Source organism: Diaminobutyricimonas sp. LJ205 (assembly GCF_009755725.1).
Classification (GTDB): domain Bacteria; phylum Actinomycetota; class Actinomycetes; order Actinomycetales; family Microbacteriaceae; genus Ruicaihuangia.
The window spans coordinates 1,171,836-1,186,032 of sequence record NZ_CP046619.1; the positions used below are offsets into that span (position 1 = coordinate 1,171,836).

Below are 14,197 nucleotides of genomic sequence, written 5' to 3' on the forward strand. Positions count from 1 at the left end.
ATGGCGGCTTCAAACCAATGTCGCGGAAACGATCTCGTTGGCCTCGAGGAGGTGTTCGGTGTCGATCTGAGCACGGCGCTCAAAGACTTCCGCGCGGTCTCCTCGCCGCAGGATAGGGCCACAAAGTGGCTAGCGGCTTCTGTCCGGCAGCTCACCGCCGCTCGGAAGGTCGGAGCGGTCTTGGAGGCAGAACCTGTTGTCGTTTCTACGGGGATTCTGCGATCGCTGCGTGACACCGAGCGATTCTGGCGGGAAGTCAACGAGGAATTCGGGCTACTCGGGAGCACCGAGGTGGCGCTGCTGCTCGGCTCACGGTCGGGGCGTTCATATGCCGCTCGTCTCCGATCTGCAGGGAAGCTTCTCGCCGTCAAGCGTATGAACAAATATCTCTACCCGGGGTTCCAGTTCGCGAACGGTCAAGTCCGTCCCGTGATCAGCCGGCTCGTCGCGGCGTCGAAGGACCTGGGAAAATCCGAGTCAGGGGTCATCGTCTGGCTGATGTCACCGACGAGCTACTTGAATGACCGGCGCCCGGTCGACTTGCTCGATAGCGACCCCCAGAAAGTGCTCGAAACGGCACGACACGCGTGGGGGGTCGAGTGGTGACATGGACCGCTGAAAGCATCCGCCGTTCTGCCCCAGATCGTCATTTGACGTGTCATTCCATGCCGAGCAGGTGCCAGTCGCGCACAGTCAACGGGATACTGCGATGACCAAATCGACGGATGATGAAGGCTTCTACGAAGCACTCGCGAACAGGCTCACTGACCCGACCGTCGAGCTCCAAACTTCGAACGGATTAACGGGAGAGGCCGCCGCCGCGGAGGGCAGAGAGCTGCTCGAGGGGACGACGATACCCGCGTGGCAGACTTCACTTGCCACAGAACGAAACCCGGAGCTCGCGCTCGATAACGAATCACGCGTGGCGATCGCCGGCGACTGGCACCGAAATGTCAGCTGGGCCCAGACGGTGATCCCCGCCTTGGTCCGCATCGGTCCGGATATTCGCACGATCTTGCATCTCGGCGATTTCGGGATCTGGCCCGGGCGTGAGGGCAAAGGATTCTTGCGGTCTGTCGACCGATCGTGCGCGGGCGCCGGGATCGAGCGGGTGTTTGTCACACCGGGTAATCATGAGGATTGGGGGCGCCTTCACGGACTATTCGCATCGCGCCCTCATCGGGTTCTTCAGCTCAGTGAGATGGTGTGGGTCTTGCCGCGCGGGTTTCGTTTCACGCTGGCCGGGACGAGCTTCCTTTCGTTCGGCGGGGCGGCTTCTGTGGACTTCGAAGATCGTGTGCCGGGCCTCACTTGGTGGATTTCGGAGATACCGACCGAGGCAGACGTTGAAGCAGCAATTGTTGGCGGCCCCATTGATGTGCTCCTCACTCACGAAGCCGTGAATGGTGGGACGGCGCAAGTCGAGAAGGTGCTTCGCGCGAATCCAGGAGGATGGCCGGCCCAGGCCCTGTCTTACTCTTCGGTGTCCCGAGCGCGGGTAACGCGTGTTTGGGATGCGGTCCGACCGGAGGTCCTAGCGCACGGGCACATGCATCTGCAGGGCGAAATCCGTTTAGCGGACGGGCGCCGGGTTTACTCGCTGGCCGCTGACACCCAAGCAGGCAACATGGGCATTCTCGATCTACGAACGCGGCGTTGGGACTGGTTGCCGCTCGATCGGCACGGTCGCCAAGGCGCGCCGCAGCCGTGACCAATTGACAGTGAACGCGATGGACCCGGGGTGGGTTGAGTGCGCGGCCCGATCGCTCGTTATTGCCAGCGCTCGGGGCTCGTGCGTTGGGCGCGTCAACGGCAGGGTCCGCGCTCCAACTGCGTCTCGTGCGACGATGATCGTCATGGCAGGGAGTCATCCGAGTGACGATATGCACGTCCGCGATTTCGTCCGTGTGCTACGTCGGCTCGAGCCGCACCTTCCGATTTCGGACGCATACGAGCGGGACCGCCCACAGCTCAGGGGGGTGTGGTGGTCGAGTCAGAAAGAACACATGACCCGCTGGTTCAGTGACCAACAGGGCCGCGGCTCGGGTGCGTTCACCCGCAACGAGCCCAACACGAGCGCGCGCACGACATACAACCGACTGCTGTGCCCGGCGGCGTTCGTATGGATGGCTGAGGCGTTGGGAGAGGACTCCGCTGTCGTACTGACCGCCGCAAACGCTGCGAGGAACGAGCCGAGTGCACGGAAGCGTCCTGGCTTGTTGCGCAAGCATCTGCCGTGGCAGCGGATCTCGCAACTCGCGCAAATGGTTCGCTAGCAGCCGGATGGCGCTGGCTCAGCCGCCGTCATCGGAGTGCGATGCATTAGAAGCATCACCATTTCATTCGAACGCGTGTCGGTACTGCGGTTTCAGTGAGGCGAGTCAGTCCTCGGCTGCGCTTCAGGGACGAAGGCGAACTGCGAACTGCTGGCCGGGGGCTTATTTCCGGCAGGCATAAGCGGCAGCCCATTCGCCGCCACGATGCCCGCACTGTGCTCGATCGCGCATATGAGATGGCGGCAGGCAACACCCCCTTTCTGGGGTGGAATGATCCTTCCTCTCATCCCATACGATCAGCGTGTCATCTCAACTGTGATGACTGTTCACGAATCGGAAGAGTGCAAATGCCGCGCCGGACTTCGACCGGTCCAGCCGCCTGCTGACCGACTTCGTACAGTCTCGGCTCGACCTATTTACGTCGCTCGCGGAGGCGCTGTTGCCCGTGTTGGGTGGGCAACAACACGAGTCGGTGGTTCGCAGCCTAGAGTTCCTGCGCCTTGAGGATTCGGCCAGCATCGTCCGGCGCTTCACATCACCTCTGTTTCTGAACTGGTTCTCCCGGTTCGGGCGAGTACAGCGATGGGAGGCCGACGACCACGTCCTCGCGTACCAACTCGCTCGCTGGAACAATATGACGGTCAGCCCCACGTTTTGGCAGCTTGGCGACGAGATTCCCATGGCTGTCGATGGGGGTTTGGTGCTCACGGCCGATCCACGGATAGCGTTGCCCGTGCCCTCGGAGTCTTCAGCTTCCGGGGTTCGTTTGCGGGCGAGCGGCGATGAAATTACCCTCTTCGACAGCAACGGAGTATCGCTCGGCGCGCGCGGCTGGGACGATCTGCTCACCGGCGCCGATGGATATTGTCTCCTTCCGGGAGACGTCGTCGTCGGTCGAAACGACCTTGATCCGCTACGGCTCAGGATTAGGTCGGACGTTGCCCCCGAGCGCTATGGCACGGTGCTAGAGGCGGCTGACCCGTCAGCGGAGGCGTACCCCGACTTCGATCCTCACCAGCTGTTGCGTGGTGCTGCGCTGCTCGCCGTTGCCTGGCCCGAGGAGTACGCCGAGTTAAAGTTGATGGTGCAAATCGTGGTCCCAAGGGGGATTCCGGCCGGATGGGAGCGACCGCGCCACAGCTTCACCGTGGGGTCATACCAGGGTGCAGTGTGGTTGGCACTTGACCCCGACTCCGCAATCGTCGCGGAAGGGCTCGTACACGAAAAAGGCCACATCAAGTTGCGTTATATCCAAGACCAATGGCCGCTGTTGGACCAGACACGCAGCGACGAGCTTTTTACGGTCGGCTGGCGGACCGATCCGCGTCCGTTGGTCGGCGTACTCGAAGGGGTCTTCGTCCATTCGCAGATCGCGGAACTGCTGGCTCGGATTATAGGTGGCGGGTACGGAACCCCATCGCAGCTGGAGGCGCGCGCAATTTACCTCGACGAGGTACGCGCTGAGGTGAGCGAGGGGCTCGAGATGCTGAGCGGCCACAGCGCGCTTACCGATTTCGGAATCGAGCTTCTCCGATCGATCGAGGCGCGTGCGTTCCCGAGTTGACACACTGGGGCGCCGGTTGGTGGCCTATCGCTGTCATCATGAACGAGCCAGTCGCTCGAATCGCTGCGAGATGGGCATCGCCGCCGTCGAAAATCAGACTCCAGTTCGCCCGTCCGAGTCAAGTAGCGCAGCGCTGCCACAATACGTAGGCCGAAGTCCCGAGACGCATCAAATCCGACAAATCTTCCGATTTTCCCGCCGAAAGAGTGAAGAAGTTTCCTGTCACTCTTTCCGTGCAGGCTAGTCCGCAGTAAATTCGGTCAGAAAGCACCATGCCCCGCAGTTCGAACATCTCCGTATGCGGATTGGGGATCTCATGTCGCAGCGAGTGAGGGTGGCTCCACGCGCCGCGTGGCTGGTGTGCGTGCTCGCGCTCGGGACGATCCTCGCATCAGGACCTGCCGCAGAGGGGGCGGCATCGACGCAGGATGAAGAAGTCTTCTCCGAAGTGTGCGACCTCGCGGGTCGGCTAAGTCAGGAGGACTCCGCGGCCGCAATCGAGCTGATTCTCGCTGCCCGTTCAACCGAAACACCGGGTGCGTCGCAGACCCGGCGGACGGCCTGTCAGGAGGAACTCGACGCCGCGATTGCATCGAGGGCCTTCAACACGAAGCTGGAGCTCTCTGCCGGCGGCGCCTGCCTTGCCGCTCGAGCGCTGCTCGACTCGGGCCGGTCCGACGCGGCGAAAAGGATTCTCGAGGGTTCGAGCTCGCCCCAAGACGCCCGTAAGGGGTGTCCCACCCTCTTCGGTAAGACCGGAGCGCTGCCGGACGCTGCGGACGGCCCAACTCCGAAAACGTTGGGTACGGCGTGGGATGGGTTCGTCGAGAACTCCCTGACCCCGTTGGCCCCCACAGGACTGTTTTTGATTGGTAGCTGGGCGGCGCTTCTCGTGCTCGCTCGGCTCCTCGTGTTCCTCCCGCGTATGCGTGACCGACACGATTCGACCAGAATGCTGCGCCGCGAGCACAGCATCGTCGGGGTCGTGCTCCTCTTCGCCGCGCCGCTACTCGCCTGGATGTCAGTAACTGTGGGCGCTCCATGGAGCCAGCTGTTGTTCGCGATCTTTCTGGGTGGTGTCGGCGGGTTCGGCGCTTGGATGATCGGGCGAGTGATTGCCACGATGCCCCGACTGAGCGTTGAAATCACCGGCGACGGTGATAAGACGATTGACCGCTCGGTTGTAGCGGCCACGATCCGCGACATGATGGGCATCGGTGCGATGGGGATTGAAATCCCGGTCGGCCCAGATTTAGACAACTTGAGCGACGCGCTCACCCAACTATCCGACAAGAAGTGGATCGCAGCCCTGCAGAAGGCGTGGCTGTTCGTCACCAACGCCCGGCCGTGGGCACTCACCCTAGGGCTAAACAGCCAAGATGTCGCATCGGTGTCAATCGACCGGAACGGTCGGCAGGTGCACAGCGCTTTGATTAAAGCCGAATACGGCAGGGCTGGCGAGGAGCCGGACGAGGGCCAATACAGCGATGGCGAGCGGATCGTGGCATTCGCGGCGGGGGACCTCGTAGCAGTCATGGCAGAGCGCTACCCCGAAATGCGGGAAAAGCTTCACGGAGCGAAGATCGGGAAGAGCATCGCCCTGCAGTACATCTCCGCCAAGGGGTATGCGCTCCGCGAGCATCGCGGAGCGGCCCTGCAACTGCTTGGCAAATCGCTGGACAGTGACCCAGGCAACACGGCCGCAGTCCTCACGATTTGGTACCGCGAGTTCCGCGATGACAGCGAACGACTGCGACTCATGGAGTACCGATCGTGGCTCCTGGACTTCTGTGGCCAGCGGACAGGAATCAACTTCTGGACGTTGTCTGAGCCATTGGATGGTATGTCGGAGCACTGGGCGAAGGACGACCTATTGTGCCGGGCGCTCGCCACGTTATCCGCGGTGAATCGCAACCTCCTTGCACTGCCCGAGGAGTCCCCGAGCACACCCAGCCCGCTTGCGATTACAAGATTTCTGGATGCACTCCTAGTCAAACGGGGTGATCTGGGTGTCGTGGATGAAGGGCTCGCAACACGGAAGAGGTTGGTCAAGATTGATCTGCAGCACTTTGCAGGGACGCCGATTGGGGCGGAAGACACCGATCACGATGCACCTATTGCCGCCTATTCCCTGGCCTGCCATTACGCACAGATGTCGAAGAGTGCCCCCGGAACCAATTCGCTTCGAACGCAGTCCCTCCGTCTCCTTGCACGCGCCTTCACTAACGCCGACCTCAAGGACTGGGCCGAGCGCGACGACCCCGAACTCGAGCCATTGCGTGGCTGGCCCGCGTTCGAACAGCTGTTTGAGCGCGAACGTGACCCGCGGCTCTCGCGGGCGCCGTTCCTCGCGTCTTCAGTGAAGCTCAACAAATCAGCTACGGTTGCGACGCTCGAAAGCCTGGCTGCGACCGACGTCAACGAAGCACTCGCGGCGGAAGTGGAAATTCCGATGGTGGAGCTGTGTAGCTTGCAGGAAGCGGCGAGGATTGCTGTTTTGTACGACCGCAAACCGCTTGACGGATTCGAGTGGGCAGCCCTCGAGTGGCTCTACGCCGAAGGGTCACTATCTGCGGCGAGCCTACGGGACGCGGCTAACGACGGACGTGGTGCCGAACTATTCGCTGATCTCGCGACTCGGGGCTTCGCCGGAGCGGAGGTGGATGTGCGGGCTTGGCTCTCGACGCTATCTGAAAGCCTCACGTCTTGATGCCCGCCGTGGCACGCGGTCACGGACCAGCGCGGTGACGTCATCGACACCAGTATCCAATGCCGCCATGCGCTGCGGTTGCGGATCTGCCTGGCTAGTCGGGCACCGGTATCACGAGCCGGGGAAGTGGTTTGCGTGCCGGTTGACGACGCTTCGACCGGAGTTGAGAATGTGTGGGAAGCGCATCCGAGCGAAGGAACATCCGAGCTGAGGAAGGCGATGTGGTGAGCAATTCCGCAGGCGGACTGCATGGTGACGCCGAACAGACTCTTCCCGCGCTCAACGATACGCCCGGCTTCGACGCTTCATCATCATCGACCGGGCGAGCCTACGAAAGACGAATCTGGCATCCGCTCCGGTGGACGATTGATGCGCTCGACGCGGTTGCACAGCGTGACTACCTTTTGGTGGCGTTCATGGTTGTGGTCATGATTTTGAGCGCATTGGCCGTCTACCAGGCGACGCGCGCTGACGACGCCGGTGACGACCGCGTCGGAGTACTCCGCATAATCGAGGGCGACGCTTCCCGTCAGGCGGGCTACCTGCAAACGGTCATAGCTCACGACCTCACCGTGCTCACGCCGTTCTGCGAGGCCGAAACCTCTCGACGCGACGCAATGGCTGACGTACTACGAGCCGTGCCCGACAACGCGGAGATAGCCTCGCATACGATAATGACTCGATCGCTCGAGCCGCTCCTGCTCGGCGACCCTCTCGCACAGTGCGCGTTAACCTCTACGCATTCGAAGCCAGCCACGTACGACGTGGCGCGCGCGCGCCAGACCCTGGAGAATAGTCAGCAGCTGGGCGGCGACGCCGCCGTCCCGCCCAAACAGAAGGACTGGGCGCTTCTAACCTACGAGACCGCCGAACAGCATCTCATGATAAGCGCTCTGCTCTTCGGGCTCGCGCTGGCGCTGCTCATCGTAATCGATCTGCTAAGCAGAGCCGACGCCCGACCTCGCGTGCTTGGAGCTGGCCCGCTCACCGGTTCGCGCCGAAGTCTCCTCATTTTCGCGACGCTCGTGGCCCTGATAGCCGCCGTGTTGCTCGTGATGCGTACGGTTGTGCTGCCGATCGACGACGAGAGCCGCTACGTGACGCTTGGAGTCGCCGCTGTACTACTCGCGGCGAAAGCGCTAGCCGGCCACCGGTGGATCACGCAGCACTTTGTTCGCGCACCGGCTTCACACCCCCACTGGTGGTCTGAAGTCATCGGAGCCGGAGTGATCGTCGTATTTTCGCTCGCGGCCCTCGGGCTGTCCAGCGTAAGTGTGCTCGAACGGGAAGCGAACGTGCGCGCCGACGCTTTGCAAGCGTCCGCGCACCAGCTCCAGCAGGTCGGCGAACAGTCGGCGCTCCGTGATCTCGCCGCCGTAGCGATTAAGGCTCGATTCGTCGCGGGGTCCGCAGAAGCAGCCACGATGCGCCTCAGTGACCCGGAACGCAGCGAGAGCATGCTGCGTGAACTCACGGAGGCTGAGAATGAACTTGAAGCGCAGATGAGCAGCTTCGATGCAACCGTGCGCAAGCAGGTTGCGTCATCACCTCCGGCAGCATGCGCGGGACCGGATCGGGACATCGAATGGCCGCAATCTGACCCGTCCGACCTGTACGAGGAATTGGCCGGAGAACCGGCCAACATCAATTGGCATGTGCGCCAGTACCAGGAGCCTGCGCTTGCATGCGATACTGCGGCTGAGCTTTCGCGGGCTGAAGCTCGCGCGTGGGCCGGGCACGGGTCGTGGCTCACCGTGGCCCTCGTCGTGGTCGGCCTCGCGGGCTTTATGCTCTCTCTTGCGGCAGATCCTAAGCGCGAGGCGAGGGTCTCGCGCAAGCTACGAGCCGTCGGCGTAGTGGGGGTCGGTGCGGGCGTGGTCCTGGGCGCGGTCGCGATACCCGATCTCCTTTGGCGGGCTGAACTTCCAGAACAGGAGAATGTCCCGGCTATAGCTGGCGCAATCGCGGCGGCGCGAACCGACTGCTACGGCGAAGGTAACGTCGCGGCCTTGGATGCTGCGATTGAGCAGTATCCGGGCTTCGGCCGCGCCTACCAGATGCGCGCTCTGACGAATTATTGCATGGGACAGTCCGGCGATTGGTGGCAGCTGTCCTCCGATGCAGACCCTGCGGCTGTGAAGTCGGCGATCAAGGACTTCGAGGAGGCGCGCCGCCGAGGTGCGACGGGCGCTCGCCTCGACATCGATGCTGGGTGGGTGCTCATCCTGGACGGGATCCAGCGCGACGACGAATCGGCAGTCCGCCACGGCCTCCAACTGACGGACGATGCAATCGCCGCGCTGGAGCGGGCATACCCGTCAACGGGGACGGCGGTTGCACCTGGAACACTCCTTCATACCGGCCGCTTCAATAAGGCTTTGGCATTCGCGGCTCTCGGCGAGCAGGAACAAGCTCTCACGGCGTACGAGCAAGCCGCAAAGTGCTTGGCGCCGGAAGCGGAGTGCGCGGGTGGCGGCTTGCTCAGCCAGGCGCTCATCGACGAAACTGTGCTCTGGGCACTCGCAGATTTAGAGCTTCTCGGCGAGCCGACGCCCAATGGCAACCACGAACTGGATCGGTACCGGCTCGCACTGGTGGACGACCCGCCTGGTCGACCGGGTGACCGTCCCCTCACGGGCGCGACGCTAAGCATCTTCCCACAGTCTGTGCAGGTGATTTCGGAGCTCCGGCCTTCGCGCGCAACCGTGATCTGGTACTCCCGGTCAACCAAAAAGGACAAGTGGCAGCTGCTGCAAGTGCCAAGTCATGCCACCATGCACCCCGGAGGAATTTTGGAGGATCGACCGGTCCCGCTCGGGGAGTGCGCGGGAGCGGCGTTCTACCGCGCCGATGTTTACACTGCTGGCGCGCGCCATCCTGTGACGGTGGAGGGTGGTGAAGCGGTTGCGCCGCCGTTGGGTGCTATCCGCGTCTCTACGAGCCGGCTCGCACTTAGCGCGATCGTGCCGATGAACTGGACGCCGGAACCAGACCCAGCAAAAATCCGCTGGTGCGGTGGAGACCGTCCGTTGGTCGACGCGCTTCCGACAGGGTTTCTGCGCGACGACGGACTCGATTGGCACGTGGGGCCAGACGATCGCTCAGGGCTCACCGTTCGCCGCATTGAAGGTGTTGTGCCAGATGAAGACATGGATCGGTATCTTCAGCGGACGCTCGAAGCATGGGCAAGCGAGGCGCGAGGAGTGGATGCTTCGGCGCTTCTGCCCTTGGCCGAGGGGTGGTTTCTCGGGACCAGCTACAACCTGGTCGCGGACGTCGTGGACCGCCACCTGCGGGTGGCGGTTGCCTACGAGCCGTACGCATGGGAGGCGCCCGAGTACGGCGGGACCACGTTCCTTGTAGCTTTGGACGACCGAGGCGCCGGCGATAGTTCCAACCCCGTGAATTCCAACCCCGTGAACCTCGAATGGGTCTCCGAGATTGAGTTGGAGGTGCCGCAGCAGGCGTTCCCAAAGGCCATCGCCGCCGGAGACGGTTTCACGTTCGAGATATCTGCAGCCTGGTCCGTCGAAGGCGAACCGGGCGTGGACGACGATTGGGTGTTCAAGGCGACCCCACCACGCACGAATACGCCACTGTACGTTTTCAAGTTGACTGATCAATCAGACGTGCGAGTGGCGGTTGATCAACGGGTCGAGGATCTCACAAGAGGAAACACAGGCGCGACTGGCGTCCAGGTAGAAAGCCGCAAAGAGGTGTCGGTCTTGGGGGCGGACGATGCGGAATTGATCGAGTACTCACTAGACCGCGATGACACGGGACGGTGGTGGACATGGGAGCTTTTCGCCTCAAACGGCAAGAACATCACTATCCTTCACTTGACTACGTTTGAAGAGGACGTCTGGGCAGTGCAGTCGATCATCGAGGAAATGCTTGAATCGTTTGAGCTGACAGAGTGACACGCGTCGTGCCCCGAGGGAATACCTAAGCGCTGACTACGAACGCGAGCTCTCCCGCGCCCAAGGCTCATGCGACTCAAATCAACGATAGCTGTCAGCCGATTGACGACATCGAATGGCATAGCGTCAGCGAGGGGCGCAAGCGCAGAATACGGTGCCTATGTGCCTCCGGAACGGTAGAGGTTCTTGGAAACAGCCACCATAGAATTCCTGATGAGAGGCCATTTTCTTTCTGAAGGAGAATGGCCTTCCAACGACTATTCCGCGGCCACGCGCGGCCTAAGATCGGTAAATGAACCTCTCCCACGCAACCGTCGTCGGTCGCTTCCGCTCCGGCTACCAGCGCAACAACCGACCCATATCGCTTACCGAGTGGCGCGTGACCACCGCCGACCCTGGAGTCGCCAGCGCCATTCGCGACCTCCTCGGCGGCGATGCTCCGCAGGAATGGGAGGCGAAGGGCGAGGACAACCTCGAAGTCTTCACTGCTTCGAAGTCAGTTGACATCACCCTCGATGACCCGGGCGCCCTGCAACAGAAGATGATTCTGTGGGGCCGCAACGGCAAGCCTGACAACGCCGGGAGGGACGGCGGCGCCGCGGAACTCAACCTCGCTCTAAGCGTTCACGAGCGCAGGCAGCGCGGATGCGACGAAGTCGGCGCGGAGCCAGATATCGACATACTTTTTCGACTGAAAGTCGCGCCAGACTTAGGCCTGTTTCACTTCAAGTCTGGCTCGTGGAGCTTGGCTTCTGACCTTGCACAGAATGGCACCGAACAGCAGCTCGCTGACATTGACGGCAGGATATCGGCGACGCTAAGCCTCGAAGAGGTCAGTTTCACCGCAAAGAACGGGCCGCGCGCTGGTCAGGTCGCAAATCACTCGAAGCCCGTGCTTCAGATCGAAGCGTTCGAAAGAGCTCGCCGCTAGATCGCCAGCCAACGACGACTGACGAGCGAAGAGAATCGCCGATGCATCGCCAACATGCGCGGCAGCATGAAGAACGCTCTCACCACTCACGATCGAGCATTACCTGAGTGCGGCGCCAAAGGGCCGAGCGGCGATCTCAGTGCCTTTCAAGCGGTTTCCCATTAGCCGAATGAAATCGAGCGGATCGTTGCTCTGGCGCTGAAGACGCGCCGCGGCACCCTTACGGGGGCTCGACTCGTTGAAGCATTCTCGGATAGGTTGCAGCGACCGTATGGAAGGGACAAATGCTCGAAACTTCGAACTTGCCACCCGCTGATGAGTCGGCCGCGCAGCCGTCCGGATCCGCACCAGCGCGCCGCAAGTCGTGGAAGCTCACTCGAACAACTGTTGCCCTCGTCGTCGCCGTGGTTGTCGCTGTCACCGGATGGGGTGCGTTCGCTGCAACGATGAGCAATCTAAACCGGGATCTCACAGCGGCGCTCGCGGATAACGATGAACTTGGCGAGGAGCTCGACGAAGTGTCCGGGGACCTCGACAAGGTGATCGATGAGCGGGACGGTTTGAAAGCCCGCGCTGACGAGATCGCGAAACGAGAAGGCGAGGTCGCCATCTTGGAAGCGAGCGTGAAAGCCCGCGAGGATGTGATCACCGCAAAGGAAACCGCGGTAGCTGCGACGACCCTTATGGATGGCCGTGTATACACGGTCGGCCTCTCCATGGAACCAGGACAGTATCGAGCAGAGTCGACCAGCGGCCGCTGCTATTGGAAGATCACCCGGTCCGGAACGAACTACTCCGACATCGTCGACAACGACCTCGGAACCCTCGGTTTGCTCACTGTAACTGTCGGCGCAGGACAGGATTTTCAGAGTCACGACTGCGGCGACTGGATAAAGGTCGGTTAGGCCGACAGCTCCGCTTTTTACAGGGAACGAAGCTCAATCTGGGAGAGGACTCTGCGATGGCCGATGGTAGTGTCCAGGTCGAAGAGCTTAAGACGCTTATGCGTGAATTTGTTGCCGAGCTCGACACTTCGACCATGCCGTACATCGACGAAGGCCTACGGGGAACTGTTCCGCTCGCGCAACAGTCCGATGCCGACAGGAATGCGGGGAAGCTGGGCTTCGCGATTGGATCTCGGTTCGGGGGTGAGCCCTTGGCGGCCTTCGATGCCCCCAGGGCGACAGAGCTCCGACTGGAGGGTACAGCCCTCAAACGCAGCGGCGAGTACCTGGTATCTGCCGAGAAGACCGTTGAGTCCTTTCGGCTCGACGGCAACTACAACCTCGTCAACCTCAGGAATCTCTGGAAGACAGCGCTCTGTGGCGGTGACGCGAGAGGCGCTCTCGACCTGATCCAAAAGGCCATCTCGACCTACGAGAGCTACAACACAGCGCGGCGATACGAGCAGCTTCCGTACCCGCCGAATGACGACTTGGCCGACGTGCTCGAGGCGTTGCGAACGGAAGAGTCGTGCAAATCCCGACTTCGAGAGTTCTCGGGGAATCCCGAGTACGTGCTTCCCAGACCGTACCGGGAAATCATGGCTGACCTTTACAGCGATGGTTCCCAGAGAGCAACCACTGCAGCGCCGGCCGCGACGCAGAAGTCGACGGGCGGCTGTTACATCGCAACCGCAGTCTACGGAAGCTACGATGCACCGGAGGTCATGGTGCTTCGCAAGTTCCGAGACGAGCGCCTACAGCGCTCGGCACCGGGTCGAGGCGTCATCGCCGCCTACTACGCGGTAAGCCCAGCCCTTGCATGGCGTCTTCCAAAGCACCGGAGGCTGAGCTCCCAGATTCGGCGCGTGCATGATTCCGTGGTTGACCGCCTTCGGTCTGGGTCCCAGCTCCACTGACCGCCGCAACGGTAGTCACGCGGCTCGATCGCTTACCCACAGATGTCGGATGGCTCCGCCAGGATGGACACGAGTTGTTCAGCGAGAGACAGGGGATTGGCGATGCCGGAGTCGGTCAGTGAGTGGGTGCCGGTCCTTCAACTACTCCTGAACGCGGGCGCACTGATAGGTGGGGCTGTCATCTGGAAGCTTTACGTGGACAACCTAAAGGCGGCAAGTGAGCTCAAGGACGCGACAATTCAGAGCGTCGAAAAGAGCCGAGACCACTGGCGAGAGAAGGCCGAGGACCTCGAGAAGCGCAGTCCCGAGGTCGTTGAGAAGAGCCTGGCTGAACGTATCCAGATCAGGGACGGCGAGATCAACCGACTCAAAGAAGACAAGGAGTTCGACAAGATCGCGCTTCGCACGCTGGAAATCGACAAGGCCCAGCTGGAGCAAGACCTGTTCCGAACCCAGGGATTTCGCGCAATGCTCGCTTTCGAAGACGGGTACTACGACGAGCCGCGTAACGAGGTTGAGCCAGCACTTCCGCCAGAGGAAGTGCCGAAGAGCATTGAGGTTGTGTACATCGGTGAAGTCGGTGTGGACAGCGGCCAGCTCATGGTGACCGACCCTTGCTACATCGATCAGGAATGGCAGCGGGAGCAGTTCGCGCTGGTTCGCGATACGGAGCTGGCCGACGATGCGGTCTATAACTATTCGTACAACGGCGCATGCAACGCAACGCTCAACGGCGGAGGTCACGGTCAACTGGCCTATGCGATGGGTCACGCAGGGGCCGGTGTAGCCTTCCAGACTGCGTGGGGCGACGGTGGGTATCCGGTGTATGCCGAGAAGCATGACGGTCGGATCGTGCGGGTGTACGTCAACGTCGGCTGAGGTCCGTCAGCTAAGCGTGCGTCTCCACGTCCGACGCTCGGTAGTGTCCGGGAGCC

At 61.8% G+C, this 14,197-nt stretch carries 10 protein-coding genes; all 10 read left to right on the top strand.

Going from position 1 to position 14,197, the window contains the following annotated elements; translation table 11 throughout:
• The 10 genes from GO591_RS05600 to GO591_RS05645 all read left to right on the top strand — a co-directional run bounded on the left by GO591_RS05600 (position 1) and on the right by GO591_RS05645 (position 14,141).
• Complete coding sequence (locus tag GO591_RS05600) at positions 1-606, top strand: hypothetical protein (RefSeq protein WP_157155911.1); 606 nt, start codon at positions 1-3, stop codon at positions 604-606.
• A 103-nt stretch (positions 607-709) separates the two neighbouring features.
• Positions 710-1,711, top strand: coding sequence for a metallophosphoesterase family protein (locus GO591_RS05605; RefSeq protein WP_157155912.1), 1,002 nt, complete (start codon positions 710-712; stop codon positions 1,709-1,711).
• Positions 1,712-2,006: 295 nt separating this feature from the next.
• Entirely contained in the window at positions 2,007-2,276 is a 270-nt protein-coding gene (locus GO591_RS05610; protein ID WP_157155913.1) for a hypothetical protein, read from the top strand.
• A gap of 445 nt (positions 2,277-2,721) precedes the next feature.
• A complete protein-coding gene (locus GO591_RS05615; RefSeq protein ID WP_232466354.1) occupies positions 2,722-3,840 on the top strand; it encodes an aKG-HExxH-type peptide beta-hydroxylase in 1,119 nt (372 codons plus the stop codon).
• Positions 3,841-4,156: 316 nt separating this feature from the next.
• Positions 4,157-6,550, top strand: coding sequence for a hypothetical protein (locus tag GO591_RS05620; protein WP_157155915.1), 2,394 nt, complete (start codon positions 4,157-4,159; stop codon positions 6,548-6,550).
• A 224-nt stretch (positions 6,551-6,774) separates the two neighbouring features.
• Positions 6,775-10,470: a hypothetical protein gene (locus GO591_RS05625; RefSeq protein ID WP_157155916.1), complete on the top strand. Its 3,696-nt coding sequence runs from the start codon at positions 6,775-6,777 to the stop codon at positions 10,468-10,470.
• Positions 10,471-10,762: 292 nt separating this feature from the next.
• Complete coding sequence (locus GO591_RS05630) at positions 10,763-11,401, top strand: recombination directionality factor (RefSeq protein WP_157155917.1); 639 nt, start codon at positions 10,763-10,765, stop codon at positions 11,399-11,401.
• Positions 11,402-11,685: 284 nt separating this feature from the next.
• The gene (locus tag GO591_RS05635; protein ID WP_157155918.1) at positions 11,686-12,306 is read left to right on the top strand and encodes a hypothetical protein; all 621 of its coding nucleotides are present in this window, start codon (positions 11,686-11,688) and stop codon (positions 12,304-12,306) included.
• Between the two features lie 56 nt (positions 12,307-12,362).
• Entirely contained in the window at positions 12,363-13,262 is a 900-nt protein-coding gene (locus tag GO591_RS05640; RefSeq protein ID WP_157155919.1) for a CFI-box-CTERM domain-containing protein, read from the top strand.
• 102 nt (positions 13,263-13,364) lie between these two features.
• Positions 13,365-14,141 (top strand): DUF4241 domain-containing protein, encoded by a 777-nt coding sequence (locus tag GO591_RS05645; RefSeq protein ID WP_157155920.1) that lies wholly within the window; start codon positions 13,365-13,367, stop codon positions 14,139-14,141.
• Positions 14,142-14,197: the final 56 nt, after the last annotated feature.

Bases quoted from the DNA above. Each gene is read 5' to 3' on its own strand.
- GO591_RS05600 (WP_157155911.1), top strand. From the start codon at position 1: ATGGCGGCTTCAAACCAATGTCGCGGAAACGATCTCGTTGGCCTCGAG.
- GO591_RS05605 (WP_157155912.1), top strand. From the start codon at position 710: ATGACCAAATCGACGGATGATGAAGGCTTCTACGAAGCACTCGCGAAC.
- GO591_RS05610 (WP_157155913.1), top strand. From the start codon at position 2,007: ATGACCCGCTGGTTCAGTGACCAACAGGGCCGCGGCTCGGGTGCGTTC.
- GO591_RS05620 (WP_157155915.1), top strand. From the start codon at position 4,157: ATGTCGCAGCGAGTGAGGGTGGCTCCACGCGCCGCGTGGCTGGTGTGC.
- GO591_RS05630 (WP_157155917.1), top strand. From the start codon at position 10,763: ATGAACCTCTCCCACGCAACCGTCGTCGGTCGCTTCCGCTCCGGCTAC.
- GO591_RS05635 (WP_157155918.1), top strand. From the start codon at position 11,686: ATGCTCGAAACTTCGAACTTGCCACCCGCTGATGAGTCGGCCGCGCAG.
- GO591_RS05640 (WP_157155919.1), top strand. From the start codon at position 12,363: ATGGCCGATGGTAGTGTCCAGGTCGAAGAGCTTAAGACGCTTATGCGT.
- GO591_RS05645 (WP_157155920.1), top strand. From the start codon at position 13,365: ATGCCGGAGTCGGTCAGTGAGTGGGTGCCGGTCCTTCAACTACTCCTG.